This is a genomic window from Deltaproteobacteria bacterium, from assembly GCA_016210005.1.
Classification (GTDB): Bacteria; Desulfobacterota; Binatia; order HRBIN30; family JACQVA1; genus JACQVA1.
The window spans coordinates 1-20,423 of the sequence record JACQVA010000177.1; the positions used below are offsets into that span (position 1 = coordinate 1).

General features: G+C 65.6%; 13 protein-coding genes. 1 reads left to right on the forward strand and 12 read right to left on the reverse strand.

Going from position 1 to position 20,423, the window contains the following annotated elements; genetic code table 11:
- The 10 genes from HY699_17275 to HY699_17320 form a co-directional block, all read right to left on the reverse strand.
- Positions 1–251: hypothetical protein (locus HY699_17275; GenBank protein MBI4517558.1), on the reverse strand; the 251-nt coding region annotated here is incomplete at its 3' end.
- Positions 238–2,703 (reverse strand): DUF3987 domain-containing protein, encoded by a 2,466-nt coding sequence (locus HY699_17280; GenBank protein ID MBI4517559.1) that lies wholly within the window; start codon positions 2,701–2,703, stop codon positions 238–240. The genes HY699_17280 and HY699_17275, both read right to left, overlap by 14 nt.
- Before the next feature lie 1,585 nt (positions 2,704–4,288).
- Positions 4,289–5,590 carry a hypothetical protein gene (locus HY699_17285; protein MBI4517560.1) on the reverse strand — a complete coding sequence of 434 codons (1,302 nt, stop codon included), beginning with the start codon at positions 5,588–5,590 and terminating at the stop codon, positions 4,289–4,291.
- 880 nt (positions 5,591–6,470) lie between these two features.
- Entirely contained in the window at positions 6,471–8,279 is a 1,809-nt protein-coding gene (locus tag HY699_17290; GenBank protein MBI4517561.1) for a GAF domain-containing sensor histidine kinase, read from the reverse strand.
- A 305-nt stretch (positions 8,280–8,584) separates the two neighbouring features.
- Positions 8,585–11,008 carry a Flp pilus assembly complex ATPase component TadA gene (tadA, locus tag HY699_17295; protein MBI4517562.1) on the reverse strand — a complete coding sequence of 808 codons (2,424 nt, stop codon included), beginning with the start codon at positions 11,006–11,008 and terminating at the stop codon, positions 8,585–8,587.
- 245 nt (positions 11,009–11,253) lie between these two features.
- Positions 11,254–14,040, reverse strand: coding sequence for an Hsp70 family protein (locus HY699_17300; protein ID MBI4517563.1), 2,787 nt, complete (start codon positions 14,038–14,040; stop codon positions 11,254–11,256).
- A 31-nt stretch (positions 14,041–14,071) separates the two neighbouring features.
- A complete protein-coding gene (locus HY699_17305) occupies positions 14,072–15,880 on the reverse strand; it encodes an Hsp70 family protein (protein ID MBI4517564.1) in 1,809 nt (602 codons plus the stop codon).
- 23 nt (positions 15,881–15,903) lie between these two features.
- Entirely contained in the window at positions 15,904–16,551 is a 648-nt protein-coding gene (locus tag HY699_17310; GenBank protein MBI4517565.1) for a DUF2760 domain-containing protein, read from the reverse strand.
- A 108-nt stretch (positions 16,552–16,659) separates the two neighbouring features.
- Positions 16,660–17,304 (reverse strand): methyltransferase domain-containing protein, encoded by a 645-nt coding sequence (locus HY699_17315; GenBank protein MBI4517566.1) that lies wholly within the window; start codon positions 17,302–17,304, stop codon positions 16,660–16,662.
- Between the two features lie 12 nt (positions 17,305–17,316).
- Positions 17,317–17,745, reverse strand: a complete 429-nt coding sequence (locus HY699_17320) for a VOC family protein (GenBank protein MBI4517567.1) — start codon at positions 17,743–17,745, stop codon at positions 17,317–17,319.
- A 205-nt stretch (positions 17,746–17,950) separates the two neighbouring features.
- On the opposite strand from HY699_17320, the gene HY699_17325 reads away from it, so the two are divergent.
- A complete protein-coding gene (locus HY699_17325) occupies positions 17,951–18,781 on the forward strand; it encodes a hypothetical protein (protein ID MBI4517568.1) in 831 nt (276 codons plus the stop codon).
- Between the two features lie 12 nt (positions 18,782–18,793).
- On the opposite strand, the gene truA is transcribed toward HY699_17325, so the two are convergent.
- Positions 18,794–19,534 carry a tRNA pseudouridine(38-40) synthase TruA gene (gene truA, locus HY699_17330; GenBank protein MBI4517569.1) on the reverse strand — a complete coding sequence of 247 codons (741 nt, stop codon included), beginning with the start codon at positions 19,532–19,534 and terminating at the stop codon, positions 18,794–18,796.
- 115 nt (positions 19,535–19,649) lie between these two features.
- Entirely contained in the window at positions 19,650–19,901 is a 252-nt protein-coding gene (locus HY699_17335; GenBank protein ID MBI4517570.1) for a hypothetical protein, read from the reverse strand.
- Positions 19,902–20,423: the final 522 nt, after the last annotated feature.

Consider the following 20,423-nt stretch of genomic DNA (forward strand, 5'->3'; position numbering starts at 1 on the left):
GGATGGTCGGCAAGGGTGTCGTCGTCGGCTACCACCCACACGTCACCGATGGCCGTTCCAACCAACTTGAAGGCCACCAGCTCGCCGGTGTCGGGGTCGAACGTAGTGGAAAAATGTTCGCGGTTACGTTCCGGAATCGACTCGACAAACTTGCCAGAAGCCCTTTTGTCAGGTTTGTCAAGTTCGTCCCGGCAGGCGTGGCGCTGTTTTTCGGGGTCCCAGGCAAGCCAACGCGACTCAAAGCGTGCCATGGGCCTCCTCTCGCAGCTCGGGATGCAGGCGTACCACCTCGGACGTGCGGCCCTTGGTTTCGAGCGCCTCAATGCGCAACCAGCCCAGGGCCTCCATGTCCGCGAGTGCGGCACGCACGTTGTCTGCATTTGTGAGCGCCGGCCATTGGTGGCGGTAGAGGTCCCGGATGCTGACGCCGTCCGCGATATGCCCGTGCTCGATGCGATCAGCCAGGGCTCGCGCCGCAAGGCGACCGGGGTTCAGCTCGACGGCATAGATGCGTCGCGCGTGCGCATCAAGGAAGTCTACCCAGGTGGCGGCCAGTCGCGCCGCGGCCAAGGTCACGGGTCCGGGTTCGGTTTGGTTGCTGACTACGCCGAGCAAATGGAACACCAGAGCGAGTGCCGGCATCAACGAGCGATACTTTGCCACGTGGCTTTCGTACGCGGGGAAGGCGTCAAGGTCGGCGCCGCGTAGCCGCACTTCCAATTGCTCGCGCCACTCATCGAAAAGAGCTTGCGCATAAGGTGCAAACCGGAGTGCCGGAATTTCACTGTGATCGGTCGACGCACCCAGCGTGTTGGCGTCGAGGCTATCGAGTGCCGTGAAGGCAGCCGCCACACGCTCCCGTGCGGCCGTCTCTGGCCAGCGATCAACATTGCGCCACTCGCCGGTGATCTCTGGCCACACTGCCAATTGGAAGCGCTGCAAGAGTCCGTCATCGCCGCGGCCTTCGGTGGCAGCGTCGGTGATGCATCGCTGTAGCTTCGAGGGTTGGATTGTGCCCAGGACGGACAGCGTGGGCGCCGGGGTATGCACGGTACCGCGACCGATGCGATCACAGGTGTACGCATCGGTCGCCTTCCACGCCTCAAGGAAGAATTCGCGTTCACCCTCGCGACCAGGCTTTTCTAGCGTGCGCAACCAGCCCGCCAGTTCATCGCGCAACAGCAGCAACCCGCGCGGGTTTCCGCGCAGCAGCTCCCCTAGCTTTTCAGCCGTCGCGTCTTGTGTCAGGTAGCGGCGCTCTTGCAGGGCGCATTCGCCCTTGGCGCTGTTCAATGCAGCGAGGTCCGTTTTGAACTTCTCGATGTCCGCGGCGCGCTTCGTCGCGTCTCGTTTCAGCCGCGCAATTTGCAGCTCGATCGCCTCACGCTCAATGTCCGCCGCGGCAGCGTCTTGGCGATAGCGCTCGCTGGCTTGCGCCGCCAGCCGGCGAATGAAGCGGGTCCCTTCGCTCAGCGCGGGGCTCTTCATGGTGCCCGGTCGACCCACAACCATGCCCCACAGGTTAGCCAATACGAGCCAGTCGTCTTGGCGCTTCGGGTGAATGCCGACGCTGCGACCGATGACGGCACCAGCGGTGACGAGCGCCGGTGCCGCCACCATCTCAGACGGAGCTTGCAACCGTTCGGTGGCGTCGTCGATCCACGCGCGAAGGGGCTCCGGCAGCAGCTCGCTTGGCAGGGCCGGCACCTCCACCACGGCAGCAGATAAGGGCTGGCGCTCCGGCCAGTCGGGTGAGCACGCCAGTGGTGAGGTTTTCACGTCAACCGATTCTCGCAGCACATCCATGGCCACATCTTTCGGCAGGGGGTCCGCAAGGTCCCAGCCCTCGGGCAACCCGGACGGTAGCGCGACAACGCGCACGCTCTGCGCTCCAGCTGCTCGCGCCAACTGCGCTGCCTCAGCCGCGTAGCGCTCGCCCGGTGCGTCGGCGTCAGGCAATATGACCACGTCTCGCCCGCGCAGCGGTGACCAGTCGGCTTGGCCAGCCGCCTTGCTGCCGGCCGGTGAAGTGGTCACCACGTAATCGCGAAACAAGATCGCTGCGGCATCCGCGGTCTTCTCCCCTTCAACCAAGAGCACCGGTGCTTCTGCTCGACTGGCCAGTGCGTCCAGCCGGTACAGTGGCCGGGGTGCCGGCCAACTGCGCCAGCGCCAGTGTTGTCGTCCATCCGGTTCCCCGCAGTAGGTCAACGGGAGAATCTGCTTGCCGGCCGGCGTATCGAACCGGGCAACGTACCCAAGCACGCGGCTTTGCGCGTCGCGGTAGATCCAGTGCTGCGACGCAACACCGTGCTCTCGATGCCGGAGCACCGGCGCCGGCGCGCTCTCCGGCACAGGCAGAATGACTCGCGGCTCTGCCCCGCTGCGTGCGTCGGCGTGCCCATGTGGCGCACCGTTGCTCATCGCAGCTAGCGCCCGTGCGGCGTCGCCTTGAGACTGGCCGTTCAGGTATGCGTACAGCGAAACCAGATCACCACCCTTGTCGCCGGTCGCGAAGTCTGCCCATTTCCCCGTGTCGACGTTCACTCTGAATGATCCTGCCTGCTGGTCGTTGCGTGTCGGGTTGCGCGCAACGTACTCGCGCCCGCACACGCGGCCATCGGGCAGCCACCGCGCAAGCAGCTCGGGCAGTCGTGCTAACGCCGCGCCGTTGATGCGCACGAAGTCTACGCGATTTCTCATGCTGCGTCGCCCGCGTCACTCGTGCTGCGCCGCGTTTGCGCTTCGATGTACGCGCGCTCTATCCGTCGTCTGGCTAAGTCCTCTACGTCGGCAAGGCGGTACAGGCGCACGCCCGTCACGGTACGCACGCAGCGGCGCGTATTAGAGTCCGCGAGTTGTCGCACACGCGCGGGCGTTAGCGACAGCTCGCGCGCCACCGCCGCAGTAGCGAGATAACCTGATCCTCGCTCATGCATCATACCCTAAGGATAGCATAAGTGTAGGGTTTTGTCAAGGCTTATTATGTGCACCGTTGAGCCACGTGTTGCGCTACACAACAACTTGACATGTCGCTCGCTGGCGCCATGCGGTGCGTACATAGCAACCGAAGACCAAAGTGGGTGCCACGGGTCCCACAATCGTCACAAGAGGCAACAGTGGTATTGGGTTTTTGGCTTCGAGCGGTGGAATTACCCGTACATGCCTAGGGGACATTACCGATGCGTTAGTTTTTGGCGAAAGTACCTCGCGGCGCTGCCGCGGCGAATCGGTGCGAGAAACGGCACACGGCGCCCCCCCTGGTGGCTGCAAGAATGCCCCTGTGGCGCGCACAGATGCCCCAGGGGCGGCGTTCTACGTTCGGGTAGGGTGGGCGGCTAAGGGGCGAAGAGCGACGGGCGCCTGGCGTCGCGCGGCGCAACCATTCACCTCATGGCTGTGACCATGCATAGACGAGCAGGGCAAGCAGCAGAAGGCTGAGAAGGAAGATCAGACGCCGCGCGGCCTGGCTGCCCGTCAGCCCCCTAGGGGCGGGCATTACGGCACTCGCGGTCCGAAACTTCGCCAAGGCCGCAGCTCTCGCCGCCGCTATGTGTACTAACAGTGGCGGGATGTACCAGAGGTACGCGTACGCGATAAGAAATACTGGGTTGCTACCGCCCGCGCCGTAATAGGATCCAACGAGAAATCCCGGCCCAAACCACCACATCGCCGCAAGCAGTAGCCATTGGACACCGCGGGCAGTACGGCCACGCAAGATATCACCCAAGCCAGGCAGCACGAAGCTCGCAAGACCCGCGATCGCATCGGAGTTGCGGTTAGTGTTAAGCGCGGCAAGCGGCCGACCACACTTCACGCACGCTGGCGCAGCCTCCGACACTTCGGTGCCGCAGTCGGGACATCTAATCAATGCCATGGCGATCTCCGTTCGGTTCGCGCGCGCTACTCCGATGAGTCGCAACTGGGAAACGCTTGCGGGTGCATTTGCATAGCGGGTTTTGTCTTGTCAAGCGGTGTGCGGGTGCGCCCGGGTGCGCCCGTCGGCGGGTGTTGCTGCTTGTAGCGTTCAGATACGGGAGCAGCGATCGCTAGACGTCCCGGGCGCCTGGCAGCGCGTGGCGGTCAAGCGGTCCAGGGGCGACAATCGCGCCAAGGAACGGATGAGGCTACCCCTCACCTTGGTCACGGTCGTTGGTTCCTAGCCCCGGAAACGCCTCTTTACGCCTGGGATTCTTACCAGCCTTGCGTGTCTGGCTGGTGTCCGCAAGGCGCTGTCCCGCTCGGCTGTTCGCCGTTCTCCCGCTCCGCCGCCTCACGGATTCCGTCATCACGGCGTGTTCGTCGGTGTTGGGGTCTTGGTCGGCCGGCGGGTGCGGGTAGCGGTGGGCGTTGCGGTGGCGGTCTTAGTCGGGGTCTTTGTTGGGCGCCGGGTGCGGGTAGCGGTCGGTGTTGCTGAGCGGGTTGGGGTGATTGTTGGCGTTCGGCTCGCGGTGGCGGTTGGCGTCCGCGTTGGCCTCTTGGTGCGGGTACCCGTCGGTGTAGTCGTCTCAGTGGTGGTCGGCGTCACGGTCGGTGTCCGCGTCGCTGTGGAAGTCGGCGTCCTCGTCGGTCTAAGCGTGCGGGTACTGGTCGGTGTGGCGGTCGGTGTACGCGTCGGTCTGAGCGTGCGGGTACTCGTCGGGGTGTTCGACGGCGTACGCGTCGGCGTCACGGTCGGGGTGATGGTCGGCGTGTTGGTCGCTGTAAGCGTCGCCGTCGGGGTGTTCGTCGGGGTGCGCGTCGGCGTCGAGGTGGGAGTGTTGAAGTTCTCATTGTGCGCCGCCTGTTCAGTGCTGGTGACCGTCAGGTTCTGGTCCACCGTAAACCCTGCTGCCGATGCGCCAAAGTTCGCGGCCCCGTCTTGGGTGGCCACGAACACAATCAGTTGGCAGGTGGAGAGATCGACGCCGCAGTTGCCGCGGAGTAGGAAACCGTCCGGCGTGATTTGCTTGGTGCCAACGCCGCCCGGGTCCAGGTTGCCCACGTGGCTACCCGCAGTGTCATCGAAGGTAGTATTTTGTCCCGACACTTCGCCGCTGTTCACGTTGGACTGCACCACAGCGCCCGCCGGGGACGGGAAGGCCATCGTCGTCCCGCTCACCGAGCATCCGGTGATCGCACGACTAACCGAGGCAATGTCCACCGCTGCCGGCACTTTCGCATCCGCAGTGGTCACCGGGACCAGCGTTTCGGTAGTCGAGACCGCATCCGCGCTGACGGTGCGGGTACCGCCCGGCAACGTTAAGACACCCTTCCCGCCGCCAGCCGAAGCGTTGAAGTTAACGGAACACGATATCGTGTTGTTCAGAAGCCCATCCAGTACCGTAGTGCGCACCCTGTTGGGGAGCAAAGAACCCTGCCCAGTCGCAATTGCGGTCAATACTGGCCCCCCGGACCCGCCGGGCGCCTCGGTGCAGGTATTGGCGTTGCTGGCAGTCAAGGCCACGTTGGTGACCTGCATCCCAATACTGCCGGAGCCAGTCTTGATGATCACGTAGGCGTGGTTGTCATCCGAAACGCACGTCTCCATCAGCAAAGCCCAGGCCGCTTGCGCGCCAAGCAGGCTTAGTCCCAGAGCGAAGAACGCCATTCGGGACACCACCGCTATGCGCGTGTGTACCTCGCCGTGTCCCTCTAATTGCGCCGATGTGAGCAGCATTGTCCACCCCCTGCGTATCGTAGACCCATCTCGGGAGAATCGGCCGGCTGCACCTGCCGCACTCGACGTTTGCCCCCTCCGGATCAAAGTCTGGACAGGCTGACAACTACCCGTGGTCCGTTAACACAGCGCCGGATTTGGCGTCAAGGAATATCTGCGCGCTGCGCGCCGCTGCCAGGCCAGAAAACCCGCGGGTCTTGTCCAGGCAATATTGCAGCATTTTTCTTCGACCCTTGGCACCGGTCGCCATCCGATGCCCGTGTGGTGTACATTGTCGGGTGGGGGCGCCAACTAGGAGCCACGGGCGCCTGGCGTCGCGTGGCGCAACCATTCACCTCATAGCGCCCAGGGGGCTTGCCGGTACGGCATCGGCCAACACGCTCAGCGCTCGCGGCTGGCGATTCGTGGTCTCTACCGTGGTCTGCCAGTTTCTGCCGCCGCTGGCACCGTAAAAGCCTCGGACAATTCTCGGACAGAGCCGAAAAAGCGCAACCAGCGCAAGGCTGTTTTCGGGAACGTTTGATTTCGATTCCTGTGTTCGACCGGGTTTTCCCTGATTCTTGTGCTCGCGACGGGTTCCGCCTCCCCTTTGCTCAGGCGGTTCAGTTCCGACGCGGCCAACGGCGAGACTGTCCGAGTTTTGTCCGACGACTCATCCCAAACCGGCACAAAGCGTCACAAGCCGCGGGACTCTTAACCGCGGTTTCATCAGCATCTCTTGCCAGTCGTTGGCGTGCGTGACGCGCTTCGCCGGACTGAAAATCCTTGTGTCGAGTGTTCGATTCACTCCCTGCCCACTTCCGCCCACCGGTCAGGCAGCCGAGCGCGTAGCATTCGAGGCCGTGGCCGAGGGCACCCAGACGCGGAAGGTGGAGCCCAAACCGAGCTCGCTCTCCACCGCGATGGTGCCACCGAGCATGTCGAGCAGCCGCCGCACGATGTAGAGACCCAGGCCAACGCCGCCGTAGGTGCTACCAATCGCCCGGTCGGCCTGGCGGAAGGGCTCGAAGATGATGCTTTGCGCCTCCCGCGGGATGCCGATGCCGCTGTCGCTGACGGCAATCTCAACCCCACCGTCGCGCGGCTCGGCGCCGATGCTGATGCGGCCCTGCTTGGTGAACTTGACCGCGTTGCCGATCAGGTTCTTCAGTACCATCTTGAGTTTCACCGGGTCAGTGCACAGGCACAAGCCAGCCGCGGCCACTTTCCATTCGAATTGCACCTGCGGCCGCTCGCGCCACGCTTGGGTCTCGGCATCGACTTCGGCAACAAGATCACCGAGGCGCACCTCTCTGAGCTCGAGCGCCACGGGGCGGGTTTCGAGCCGGCTCAGGTCCAGCGTGGCTTCGATCAAGTCAAGCAGCTCATGCGAGCTCTTAGACATCCGGAGTAGTGTATCAGACTGCTCCGGGGCCAGATTTCCGAACGCGCCGTCGAGCAGCATGTCGTTGTAGCCGATGATCAGGTTCAGCGGCGTGCGCAACTCGTGCGACATCGAGGCCACGAAATCCGACTTGAGACGGTTGGCGCGCTCCAGCTCCTCGACCAGGCGGGCATTGGCGAGCGCCATCGAGGCCAGCTGCGAGATACCGCGGGCGATGCGCCATTGCCGCGTTGTCAGCGGCTCGGTCCGCCGGCGCCAGCCGGCGGTGTGCACTCCGATCAACTCTTTGCCGCGGCGAATGCCCATGCCCAGCTGCACCGTCAGACCGAACGGCGGCGGTTGTGCCGGCAGCAAACCCGGCCCCGATATCCGGCCGACTTCGGCCACGTCGTCGCGTTCTAGCTGCGCCCGCAGCGGCGCCATCGTCGCCGGCGGCACGCGCAGGACCCGGATCACTTGCTGCTCCTCGGGCGTGGTGCCGTGAGCCGCGACCGGCACGTAGGCATCTTCCTCCGGCCGCCACAGCAGGGTGTAGCCGAGATCGCTTTCGAGCACCTCGGCCGTCAGTTGGCATAGCCGTTCGAGAATTACGGGGGTATCGAGCGAGGAGATCAGTTCTTGGCCGACGCGGGCCAACGCCGCCGACACTTCGGCCTCCTCCTGCAGCTGCACCGTCTTCACTTGCAGGGCGGCCTCAGCTCGACGCCGACTGGCTTCGCCCACCTCCGCGCGGTCGCGTTCGTGGCGCGTACGGTCGACCAGGTAGCCGTAGAACGCCGCGGCCGTGAACAGAAATGGAATTCGGATCAGCGAGGGCGACGTCCACAGCGACCAGCTGCCGCCCGTCGCGGTCAAACCGTAGAGGTAGGCAGCGCACACGGCCACGGCGCCGATCGCGATCAGGCGCAGGTTCTCGCCGATCGCCGCCAGCAACAGCACGAAGAAGTAGAGGTAGAAAAACTCCGCCTCGAACCGGCCGCTCTGCAGCAACACCGCGGTGACCCACAACGTATCGCCGATCACCATGCCGATGCCGAACATCAGCGATTTGGTCACCGCCGCCGACAGCTGGGCGATGATTACATTCGAGACCAGTGCGGCCGAGATCAAGAGCATCGCACCGGCCGGCGGCAACAAGAAGTCGCCTTCGACCAGCAGCAAATACGCCGTGGCCGCAATCAGCGTGTAACGAAGCAGTATGAGCGCACGACTGGCCGACAAAATCTCCATTTTCATCCTGCCGCAAATCCAACCCCGCCGCGTCGCCTGCCGCAGCCGGCTACAATCTCACGTTGCACGTCGAGCGACTGCCTCCCCATCAATGCCCCGGTTGCGCTTGCCCTCATCACCACCCGGCAAAACTAACAGTTAATCAAGTCAGTAGTCTAGTGTTACCTAGCTGTCAAGAACAAATATGCCCGCGACGTGTCCAGTAAATTTTGCAACCTCGAAGCCGGCGCGCCGAGAGCATGGTGGCCTGCATAGCGTCTGCGGCCCGCCCAGTCTTATTGCTCGCCGCCACCCGAGACCTGGAAGCAAGATCAGTTGGGCGACGGGCCCCACTCGCTCAGTTCAAGAGACAAACGCCGCGCGGGCGCCAGGCTGCCGTAGGTGCGTTCGAGCACCCGGCGCACGCGGGCCAGCAACTCGGTGCGATCGAAGGGCTTCCCGATGTAGTCGTCGGTACCGGCGAGAAACCCGCGCGCGCGGTGGCGTGGGTCGTCGAGGGCCGTCAGCATCAGAATCGGAATGAAGGCCGTGCGCACATTGGAGCGCAGCTGCTCGCACACCTGGTAGCCGTCCATCTGCGGCATCATGACGTCGAGTAAGATCAGGTCCGGTGGCTGCTGCTCGATGCACGCCAAGGCCTCGGCACCGCTGGCGGCGACCTCGACCGAGATCGGCATTCCGCTACGCTCGAGCGCCAACGACAGCAGCCGCAGAAAATCCGGTTCATCGTCCACCACCAAGGCGTGGAACTGCCGTCCCTCGGCGCTCTTGGGGGTTTGGCGCAGCGTGGCCAAGGCGGGCGCGGGCGCCGCCGGCACCGTAGCCAAGGCGGCTGCGGCAGGCGTTTCCTTGGCAGCCGCGGGTGGGTTTGACGCCGCGCCGCAGTGCGGGCACGCGCGCCACTGCGGTTGCAGCCGGCCGCCGCAGCCACCGCAGTTGGTATGCAACGGCGTTGTACAATTGGGGCAGATGACGTACGAATCCTCGACCGCCTGATGACACACCGGGCAGTGCCTCGCGTCGTCTTCGACATCGACAACTCGGACCATCTCTTCCGCCGTACTGAGACCGGCCAGCACCTTCTGGGCCCCGTCCTCCGCCAGCGTACACATCCCCTCGGCGCGGGCTTGCGTGCGTAGATCGGTTTCCGTCGCTTTGCTTTCGATCAGCGCGGCAATGCGGCGGGTGATCGGCAGCACCTCGAAAGCCGCCATGCGGCCGCTGAAGCCGGTCTTGCGGCACGCGCCGCAGCCACGGCCGCGCCGATACGACGGCGCCCCTGGTGGCAGCCGCAACGCCTTCAGCGCCGCCGGCTCCGGCGTGTACGGCTCGCTGCAATGCTCGCAGGTGCACCGCACCAGCCGCTGCCCCATGATCAGGTGCAGCGACGAGGCCAGCATGAACGGCTCGATGCCCAGATCGATCAGCCGGATGATCGTCGAGACCGAGTCGTTGGTGTGTAGCGTACTGAGGACCAGATGCCCGGTCTGCGCCGCGCGCAGCGCGATCTCGGCGGTCTCGGCATCGCGAATCTCACCCACCAAGATCACGTCCGGGTCTTGCCGCAGAATCGAGCGCAAGGTGCCGGCAAAGGTCAGCCCCTGCTTCTCGTTGACCTCGACTTGGTTCACGCCCCGCAGCTGATACTCGATCGGGTTCTCGATCGTCACCACGTTGCGGGTGGGCGAGATGATCTCGGCGAGCATGCCGTAGAGCGTAGTGGTCTTACCGCTGCCGGTCGGACCGGTCACCAGCACCATGCCCTGCGGCCGGGTAATCGCCTGGCGAATGCAGTCGAGGTCGCGCGGCGACAAGCCGATCGAGGCCAGGCCCCGCGGCGCCGCCGTCGGGTCGAGGATGCGCATCGTGAGCTTTTCGCCGAACTGGGTCGGCAGGCTCGAGACCCGCAAGTCGATCAGCGAGTCGCGGTAACGGATGCGGATGCGGCCGTCTTGCGGAACGCGGCGCTCGGTGATGTCGAGCTTCGCCAGCACCTTGCAGCGGGCGATCAAGGCATCTTGCACCCACTTGGGCAGCCGGAAGGACTCCTCCAGGATGCCGTTGACGCGATAGCGGACCAGCACCCCCGCGGGGCCGGCCTCGATGTGGATGTCGCTGGCCCCGTTGCGAATGCCCTCCACCAGTATCAAGTTGGACAACTTGATTACCGGCGGTAGGGCGGTCTCTCGTATCAGGCTCTGCACGTCGGTGGGATCGTCGGCCAGCTCGGCCACCGGCAACTCGTTGTCGTCAGGGACACCCTGCAGGTACTGATTCAGGGCCTGATCAAGGTGGTAGGCATGCTGCAATGCGTCGCGCACCGCTGTCGGCGTGGCCACCGCCGCCTGCACCCGGCGGCGCGTGGCAAACTCCACCGCCCGCAACGCCTCGCGATCGAGCGGGTTAGCGGTGGCGATCACCAGCCGGTCTTCGGCCACGCGCAGCGGGATGACCTTATAGCGCGTGGCGAGATCCTCGCGCACCATCTTGGTGACCACCGGATCGAGCGCCAGTGCGGCGAGGTTGACGTAAGGCAAGCGCAGGCGGCCGGCGATCGCCTGGGCCAGCTCATCTTCAGTGGCAATATTGTTGCGTGCGGCCCATTCAACGGGCGACATGCCTTTGGACTTGGTGGCGATTGCGGCCTCGGCCGCGTGCACCTGGTCGCTAGTTAGCAGGCCGGCACGCGCCAGGAAGCTCAACAGGCCGGCATCCGCGCTGGTGATACCACTCATGGTTTGCCTCTCAGATCACGAACAAGGCAAGAGCTATGCCGCCTGACACCGAAAGCGCAGGGCAACATGATCTTGGGCATGCGCGTTGGCCTGCCTGGCGCAAAGCGTCACCGAGCTGTCGAAAGCGTCAATCTGACACTCGCGCGCCGGCGAAACGCTCGGGTAGAAGCGGCAAGAGCAAATTGGCGCATAATCGGAATCGTCTGACAGTGGCGCGCGAACGCACCACGGCAACGGAGGCCTCGTCACTGGCCACGAATAACTAAGCCGGCGGGCAGCGACTCGTCCAGCAACCGCACCCGCTCCTGTGCTTCCAGGGGCACGAGCTCGGTAATCAGCCGGGCGCCGCGCTGGCCGCCGGGGAGGTCCCGCAGGCGTACCGCCAGGCGCTGGCGCAAGCTTTCGTCGAGGTCGCGCTCGCGATCACCGACGAAACGTGCCAGCTGAGCCAGTGTGAACACAGCGGCTTCCGGCTTCGGCCAGTGGACGGCCAGTAGCCGCTCGATCCAGCCGGCTACGGTGCGCTGGGGGACGACGCAGTTGAGCGGCCCGGCGAAGGGGGCGCGGGCACCCAGGCGCCCGAGCGCCCACACCGTCGCGCCACTGCCCTCACCTTTCTCGATCAGCCGCACCAGTTCTTCCCCCAGCTCCGCCTTGGTGTCGGCGCTGAGCTGCTCGCAACTACCCATGAGCTGCCAGTACTCACGCAGCTCCTGCGGGCCGACCCGCGTTTTCAGTTTCTTTTTCAGCCGTGACAGCAGAGCGGGCGCGATTTCATTGAAGAGCTGCTGTTGCTGGGCACGGCTGAGTCCGCCGGCAACGCGTTTCCACAGGCTCCACCACTCGGCGCGATTTTGTAACGCCTTGGGAAAGCGCAGGCCGCCGTTGTAGAGCTTCCACAGTTGCTCGTTGCGCCAGGGGTCGAGTTCGTGCCCGAAGCCGGGGCGCAACAGAAAGCCGGCCAGGTTGAGCCACCGGGCCTCGTGCGTGGGCGAGGTGGCGCGGGCCTGCTCGCCGGCCCACAGCGCGTCCCACAGTTTGCGAATCAGCGGCAACGGCCAGCCGTCCTTGCTTGCCCCGAGTGCGGTTTCCAGCACGGCCGCCAACTTCACCGGGTCGCCGCTGCCGCTGCCGGCGGCCGGGAACACCGCTGCCAGCGCTGTCGTGGCTGCCGCCAGTTGCGCCTCGCTCGCCACCAGGTCGGCGACCGGCTCGGCGGGCGTGGCGGCCGCCAGGGGTGCGCTCTCGCCGGCATTCGGCACCACGTCGCGCAGCTGGAACTGCAAGCGCCAGCGGTGCTCGCTGCGTTGCGAGTGGCACCACACCTCCAGCGTGCCGATCTCGCTGAGGTGGGTGACCACGTGCACCGGGATGCGGGTGGCGCCGGCTTTGCGCCCGAAGCGCAGGACGGTACGGATGGGCGGCAGCTGCGTCAACGAGTCGCGCTCGGCTTGCACCAGCTCTCCGGCGTGCTCGGCGCTGCGGGTGCTCGAAGCATACAGCGGGAAGCTCACCGGCTGATTGGCCATCACATCAAACGCCGGCTCGGTGATCTCGGCGGTCTCGCCGGTGGCCATGCCGCGGTGGACCAAACAGAGCAACGGGATGGTGTCGCCGGCGCCGGGCGCGCCCCCAATGCCCAGATAGTACGAGCGCGCCGCGCCGCCACCGATGCGCACGCCCCGGCCGCGGCGCACCAGCCCATAGTAAGCCGCGCCGCGGGCGACGGCGAGATCGAGGTCGGCGCTGGCCAGCGCCAGCGGCTCGCCCTGCCCGTCTGTGCACCACTGCCCGACCAGTTTCTGGAGGCGGCGGCGAATCTGGGGGGGCTTGAGCGCGCCGCCGTTGAAAAGGATGGCGTCGGGGCAAGCCAGCGGGCTATTGCCGCCGCTATCGCCGCTGTGGCGGCGCAAGAAGGCAGCCAGATGGCGCGGCACCTCGGGCTCGAGCGCAAACGGCAAACCCCACTCCTGCAAACCCGTGCGGGCCGTCTTGCGTGGCCAGGCATCGGCTTCGACCGCCGGGAAGTAACCATCCATCACCGTGCGCTCGACCTCGGCGCGCGTGAGCGTGGCGGTGAGGACACCGCCGACCACCGCCTTGCCGCGACCGACCAAGCGGATCGGCATCTCCGCGGCAGCTTCTTGCCCCAGCAAGCTTTCCTTCGCGCTGCGGCAGAGGTTGGTGAGCGCATGCCAGCGCTGACTATCGAGCTGGCCGCCCAGACGCGGTTCGATCAGCCGCGCCAAGGCGATATCGATGTTGTCGCCGCCAAGCAGCAGGTGATCGCCGACCGCCAATCGCTCCAGCACCAGGCCGCGACCCTGGTCACGCACTGCAATCAGGCTGAAGTCGGTCGTACCACCGCCGATGTCGATCACCAACACCAACCCGACACCGGCCAGCTGCGCTTGCCAGTCGGCTTCGTTGGCACCGAGCCAGGCGTAGAACGCCGCCTGCGGCTCTTCGAGCAAGATCAGGTGTGGTAGGCCGGCTTGCTCGGCCGCGGCCACCGTCAGCTCGCGCGCCACTTCGTCAAAGGACGCCGGCACTGTAAGCACGACATCCTGCGCTGCCAGCGGAGCCTCGGGAAAACGCTGGTCCCAGGCTTCGCGCAGGTGTGCGAGATAGCGGGCGGAGGCCTCTACCGGCGACACCTTCTTCACCTCGGCCGGTGCGCCCCACGGTAAGATCTTCGCCGTGCGATCGACGCCCCCGTGGCACAGCCACGACTTGGCCGACGACACCAGCCGGTCTGGAACGCGCGCCCCCTGCACGCGCGCGAATTCGCCGACGGCGTAGTCGCGCGTTGCCTGCCACGGCAACGCCAATGCCCCCGGCGCGATTTCATGTCCGCCGGCCAGATACAGAAACGACGGCAGCGCCGCCTGCTCCGCTACCTGCGACTCACCGACCAGCTGCGCAATCGCGAACTGCTCGATGGTGCGGCCGTCGCCAGCGGTGTCGACGTACGCCACCGCCGAGTTGGTGGTGCCAAGATCGATGCCGATAATGTAGCGAGGCCGAGTCATGGGACGAGTTTCAGAAAAGCACGCCAGAGGCTCAGGCCGCTGCGCGCAGGTTGAATTCCAGTTTCCAGCGCCGGCTGCCGTCGCGGCTGACGAACCATAGCTCCAGCACGCCGACCTCGGTGACCCGCGCTTGCAGCCGCACCGGCACGAGCGTGCCCTCCTGGCCTTCCCATTCCAACGTGGCGTCGAGCGGGGGCAGCTCCGCGATGTCATCGGTCCACGACTCGATCACCGCACCGACCGCGTCATCGCGTCGGATGTTGGAGCTGAGGAAGCGGAACTCCGCCGGCTCGCCCACAACCAAACCGAACTCCTGCTGCGGCAGTTCGACCTCGCTGCCTTCTTCCACGCCCTGAGGGACGACACACAACGCCTTGATCGGCGGCCGCATCCCGGGCACGGCCGGCATCGCAGTTTCGATGCCGAGATAGAACGTGCGTGCGGTACCGCCGCGGATACGTACGCCGCGGCCGCGCCGGGCCAAGCCGTAGTAAGCCGCGCCGCGAGCCACCGCGTGCTCCGGGTCGCCGCCCGCAAGCACCCGCAGCGCAGCCGCCCCCGCCTCTTGCAGCCATCCGTTGGCGACCTCAATCAGTCGCTGGCGTAAGGCGCCGGCCCGCATCACGCCGCCGTTGAACAGCACCGCCGTCGGGCAGGCAAGTTCGCGCTCCTGCGCCGTTGCTTGGCGGTGGCGGGTCAGGAACTGCGCCAGGTGGCGGGTAACCGCCGCATCCGTGGCATAGGGCAAACCCATTTCCTGCAGACCCGTACGGCGCTGCGCCTGCGGCCGGTCGCCGCCGGCGCAGCGCGGGAAGAAGCCGTCGACCAGCGCGGTGTCGACTTCCGCCCGCGCGATTTCCGCCCGCAAGGCGCCGCCGATCACTTTGCGCCCGCGGCCGAGCAACGCCACCGGCACGCTCTTGTCCTTGCCGTCAGCCAGCAGCCGCTCTTTGGCGGCGCGGCAACTCAAGGCCAGGCCGCGGAACTGCCAGGCATCAAGCTGCGTTCCGGCCGCCGCCAGCCGCTGGCGTACCGCATAGGCGAGAGCGAGATCCATGTTATCGCCGCCGAGCAAGATGTGGTCGCCGACCGCGACCCGTTCCAGCACCAGCTCGCCCTGGTCCTCGCGTACGGCGATGAGGCTGAAGTCGGTGGTGCCGCCGCCGATATCACACACCAGGATCACATCCCCGACCGCCACCGCTTGCCGCCAGCTCTCGCCGCCAGCTTCGATCCAGGCGTACAACGCCGCCTGCGGTTCTTCGAGCAGGGTCAGATTCACCAAACCCGCCGCCTGCGCCGCGCGCGCGGTCAGCTCGCGCGCCACCGGGTCGAACGAAGCCGGCACCGTGAGATAGATGTCCTGCGCTTCCAGCCGCGCGCCCTGGTCACGGCCAGCCACCTCTTGATTCCAGGCCTCGCGCAGGTGCGCCAGGTAATGAGTCGAGGCCTCGAGCGGTGAGAGTTTTCTGACCTCATCCGCACCGCCCCATGGAAGAATCGGTCCGGTACGATCCGCGCCCGCGTAAGACAGCCACGACTTCGCCGACGCCACCAGCCGGCCGGGCACTTCCAAGCCCCGCTTGTGGGCGAACTCGCCGACCACCAGATCACGGCCCTTGGCCCACGGTAGATCGAGCGCGCCGGCGGGCAGCTCACCGGTGCCGGCTAAGTAGAGAAACGACGGCAAGAGCGAACGTGCCTCCACGACGCCGGGGTTCACCACTTGCGGGACCTCAAGCACTCTTAGCGCTGCCTGATCACCACTGCTGGTGTCGGCGAAGGCCACCACGCTATTGGTGGTGCCGAGATCGATACCGACGACGTAGCGGGCGCTCATGAGGGAACCGCGTGCGCACCGGCTCAGGCCACTTCCACCTCCGCCGGCGCGATCACGGCGGAATCACCGGCGGTTTTGGGCAAGGTGATCTTGGCAACCCGCCAGCCGGCGTGCTGCAGCGTACCGCGAAACGGCGGCGCACCGGCGACGTTGCCGGTGACGCGAACGGCGGCCGGATCGAAACCGGCCGCCAGCTCGACGCTGACGCCGTCCTCTTGGTCGATCACCTTGGCGAGCTGCACGTGCTCGCGCAGCACCTTGCGACAGCCGGCGTGAATCGAGCGCACGGCCGCACCCACCTGCGCGTCACCATAGGCCGCAATGTCCTCCTCGAGGAAGTCGACCAAACGGCCTTCCTGCTGCAACAGCGCCAGCAGGCGCAACGCGGTGTCGGTCGCGGGTGTCGCCGGCGCCGGCACCGGCGCGCCGGTCGGTACCGCCGGCCGAGCACTGCGCACCGCCCAGACGGCCAAGACGGTACCGGCGGCAATCGGTCCGCCCGCCAGTACCGCCACGCACCACACGCACTGCCCCAGGGCGCGCGCCAGGACTTCTAAGGACAGCACGCCCTCCGCCCCTTGCAGAAAGACCGCCACGTTGCCGGCGGCCGAAAACACCGCCACGAAGATGATTAGCACCGCGACCAGTCCGCCGCGTGATTGGGTTCCCATTTTACTCTCTCTCCTGCGCTCTGCCGACCGGTCCTTATAGCCGAGCCCGCGCGGTGGCTCTACTCACCCGCCGGACCGCTATCCGCCAGCTCAAGCAAATGCGCGCAGCTATGGCTTCCAGCCGCGGATGAATGACAGCATCCGGTAGCCGGTGGGCCCGAACTCGACATCGCGAAACCCCGCCGCCGTCAGCACCGGCGGCAGCGCGGCTATACTGCTGCGCAACATTTCATGCCCAACGAGCGCCGTGGCCAACGCGCGTAGCAACGGGCTCTGCGGGGCCGCGAAGTCAAGTGCGGCAAAACCGCCACCCGGCCGCAGGACTCGGCAAACCTCGGCGAAGGCCGTGCGCTGCAGCTCGGCGGGCAGATGATGGAGCACCAAGCGGCTGACCACCACATCGAAGTAAGCGGCGGGAAACGGCAGCGCTTCGGCCAGCGCCACACGGAAGTCCACCGCCACGCCGGCACGCGCCGCCTTCTGGCGGGCGACATCGATCATTTCGGGCGCGGCATCGATACCGTAAACCTCGCCCTGTGGTCCGGATATTGCCTTGGCTGCAAGCGCGAGATTGCCGGTGCCACAGCCGAGGTCGAGCACACGGTCGCCGGCTTTCAGCCCGGCCAATTCGAGCGCCACCGTGCGGCTGGGTCGTTCGGCACCAAACAGCAGCAGACCAGTGACCGCGTCATACCAGCGCGCCCAGTGAATCGTGCGGCCGGTCGTGGCCGGCCCGTGTCGGTGCGAGTGCAAGCCGTTCCCGCCTCAGCTCGGGAGGTGGACGAATTCCAGCTTGATGCCGTCGGGGTCGGCAAAGAACACGGCGTAGTAACCGGGCACGTACTCGGGATACTCGCGCGGGGGATCGAGAATCGTGCCGCCCCAGGCGGGAATATCGCGCGCCAGCGCGTCGATCTGCGCGCGGCTGTCGGCACGAAAGGCGATCTCGCACAAGCCGACGCGGTCCTTGCAAAAGGTCTCGCCGACATAGCGTGCATCGGCCTGTTTGATCCAAAAGCTACCGTTGGGGTTCATCCAGCCGAGACTGAACCCGTAGTCCCACAGCGCCGGGTAACCGAGTCGCGGCATCAAGGCGGCGTAAAACGGGCGTGAGCGGGCCAAATTGTTGACCGTTACGAAGACGTGATGAATGCCGCCGACAACCGGGGCCGGCGCTGCCGATTCGTTGGCCATAGCGAGCCAGCGACTATCACGGCCGCTCCGGCGCGTCCACGGGCCACCGGCGGCTCGCGCCCGAGGCCACGGACCCGGTGGCAGAAGATCGGGAAAGGGGGCCGGATTTAGCTTGACAGATTCGCAACGCTCAGCGTAGCATCCGCGCCGATTTTCCGCCCGGCTAGAGCCGTGGCGATTTGAAACTTGTGCTAAGGAGGAGGCGATGATGGGAGCAGCTCGCAGGGGGATTCTGGCCGCAGTGATGGCAATCGGGTTTGCTCTCCCGGCCGCCGCGGCCGACAATGCGGTTGTCACCGACGGGGACCGGGTGTACCGCAACTACATGCGTGAAGCCGCCACGGTGCAGCCAGGCCAGCTGCGCCTGGAGATCCGCGGCATGACATTCGAGGACGCCGGCAACGTTCGGCTCAACCTGCTGGGGTTTCCGGCGCGAGAGAGCGTGAGCCGGGAAAGCGGCGGGATCTTCGACGTTCTGGGCTCGTACGGCTTGGGCAACGCCGGCGAGATCGGCTTCCTAGTCCCGACCTACATCCAAAGCCAACGCGTGGATGGCGTCACGGTGAACAACCAGGACGTGGGCGACGTGCAGCTCTACGGCAAGTTCAAGCACTCCGTCGCCGAGCATTGCGTGGTCGCTGGCGGCTTGGAGTTGACCACACCGACCGGCGTCGAGCGCAAGAGCTTCGGCACCGGTGAGTATGCCGTCAACCCCTTTGTATCCAGCCGCTACCAAAAAGGCCGGTTCGCCCTCGGCGGCCACGTCGGCTATCAGATCTACGCGGGCGATGTTAACGATGTGGCCAATTACAGCATCGAAGCCATTGTGCGCGGCAGCGAGAGCTACGCGATACGCGCCGAATTGTCGGGCCGCTGGTTCGAGATGGAGGGTACCCGCTTCCACGACGTGGTGGTGATGCCGGGCATCGACTACAACCTTACCTCCAACTTCGTGCTGCGCCCGACCGGCTTGGCCAACATCACCGATGAGGCCCTCGACTGGGGTCTCGGCGTCGGCGTTGCCTACACGTTCTGAGCGCCGCCGCCTTCAGCCCAGGTCGTAGGCGACACTGACCAGGCACAACCCCTGCGCCGGGGCGGTGGCACCGGCGCGGGTGCGGTCACGTAGGGCCAGCAAGGCGCGGAACTCCTCCACGCTGCGCTCGCCACGGCCGACCTCGACGAGGGTCCCGACGAGATTGCGCACCATGTGGCGCAGAAATGCGGTGGCCTCCACCGTATAGGTCAACTGTTCGGCCTTTGCGCTGAATTCGCTGCGAAAGATGCGGCGAACTGCGGTGGCCGCGTCACAATCAACGGCGCGAAACGAGGTGAAGTCGTGCTCGCCGAGCACCAGCGCGGCGGCCTGATTCATCGCCGCCACGTCGAGCGGCGCCCACAGGTGCCAGGTAAAGCGGTGCCAGAACGGCGAACGCCAGCGCGGTGTCCAAATACGATAGCAATAGGAACGGCGGCGGGCGTGGCGGCGCGGATCGAAGTCGTCGGCCACCACGGCCGCGTCAGTAATCGCGATGTCGGGCGGCGTCAGGGCGTTGAGCGCACGCTGCACGTCGGCCACCGCCATCACCTTGTCGACATGAAGACAGGCCACCTGCCCGAGCGCGTGCACGCCGGCGTCAGTGCGGCCGGCAGCGGTTACCCGCGCCGGCATACCGAAGAGCTTGGCCACCGCGCTCTCCAGCACACCCTGAATCGTCCGCCCTTGCGGTTGCACCTGCCAGCCGAGGTAGTTAGTGCCATCGTACTGGAGCGTAAGCTTGTAGTGCATGGCGGACTAAGTACACTGGTTCATGGATCCGGCAACCTATCTTTCAGGTTCCCTCTCCTTCCGGGAGTTACCATGTTCGGGGAGGTTCGGCAGCACAGTGGCCGGATGGCGACAATCAGCGCCGTTGCGGTTTTGCGCCCGTCAGCTCCTCCCAGCGCCCTTGCGCATCGTAACTCAGCTCCATCGGCGTCAGATTGCCCACGCCAATCTGCACTGGACGCCCGGCGATGTCCAGCACCGTGCGGCTCACTCGCCCCGCCGGTGTCGTGTCGGTATACGTCCGCGTCGCCGCATTGTAGCTGCGGGTGATCGTGCGGCCGTTGACGACGACCGTGTCGGTCTGGCTTAGGACCTCTCTCGCTCTCAAGACCCCGTGCTGCAACGACTGGCTGCCCTACGGCAACGGTCCAGGTCATGATACCCGGCGCGACGTAGCACTGCGCCATGCAATCGACGAACTGCTCAAAGCAGCCCTGCTGGTGCTCCGTTCCTCGCAAGTAGAGATTCGCACCGCCGGCGAGGCTGCCAAACCCTGCAAATCCTCCGTGCCTTCCTCGACCATTGCACGGCATTCTTAGGACCTCTTTCGCTTTCAAGACTTGACCTCGTGCTGCAACCGGATTCCCGCTTTCCAGGCTTGACGCCATTTAAGCGTGACGATCTCTGCTAGCTCCCCCCGACGAACACGTGCTCAACACGATCATCGTGGTTCAAGTAAATGTATGCGATCGCCTCTCTTCCGACGTAGATCAACACCTTGTTGGTTATGGCTCTCTGTTCGTAGGAGTAACCGTGTCCTTCCGGTGAGCATGCATGCGCGCTGACGTCGCGTTCGACTAACCTCCCCGGCCATCTCGACGAGAGGAGGATGGTCGAATGGCAAGGGAGA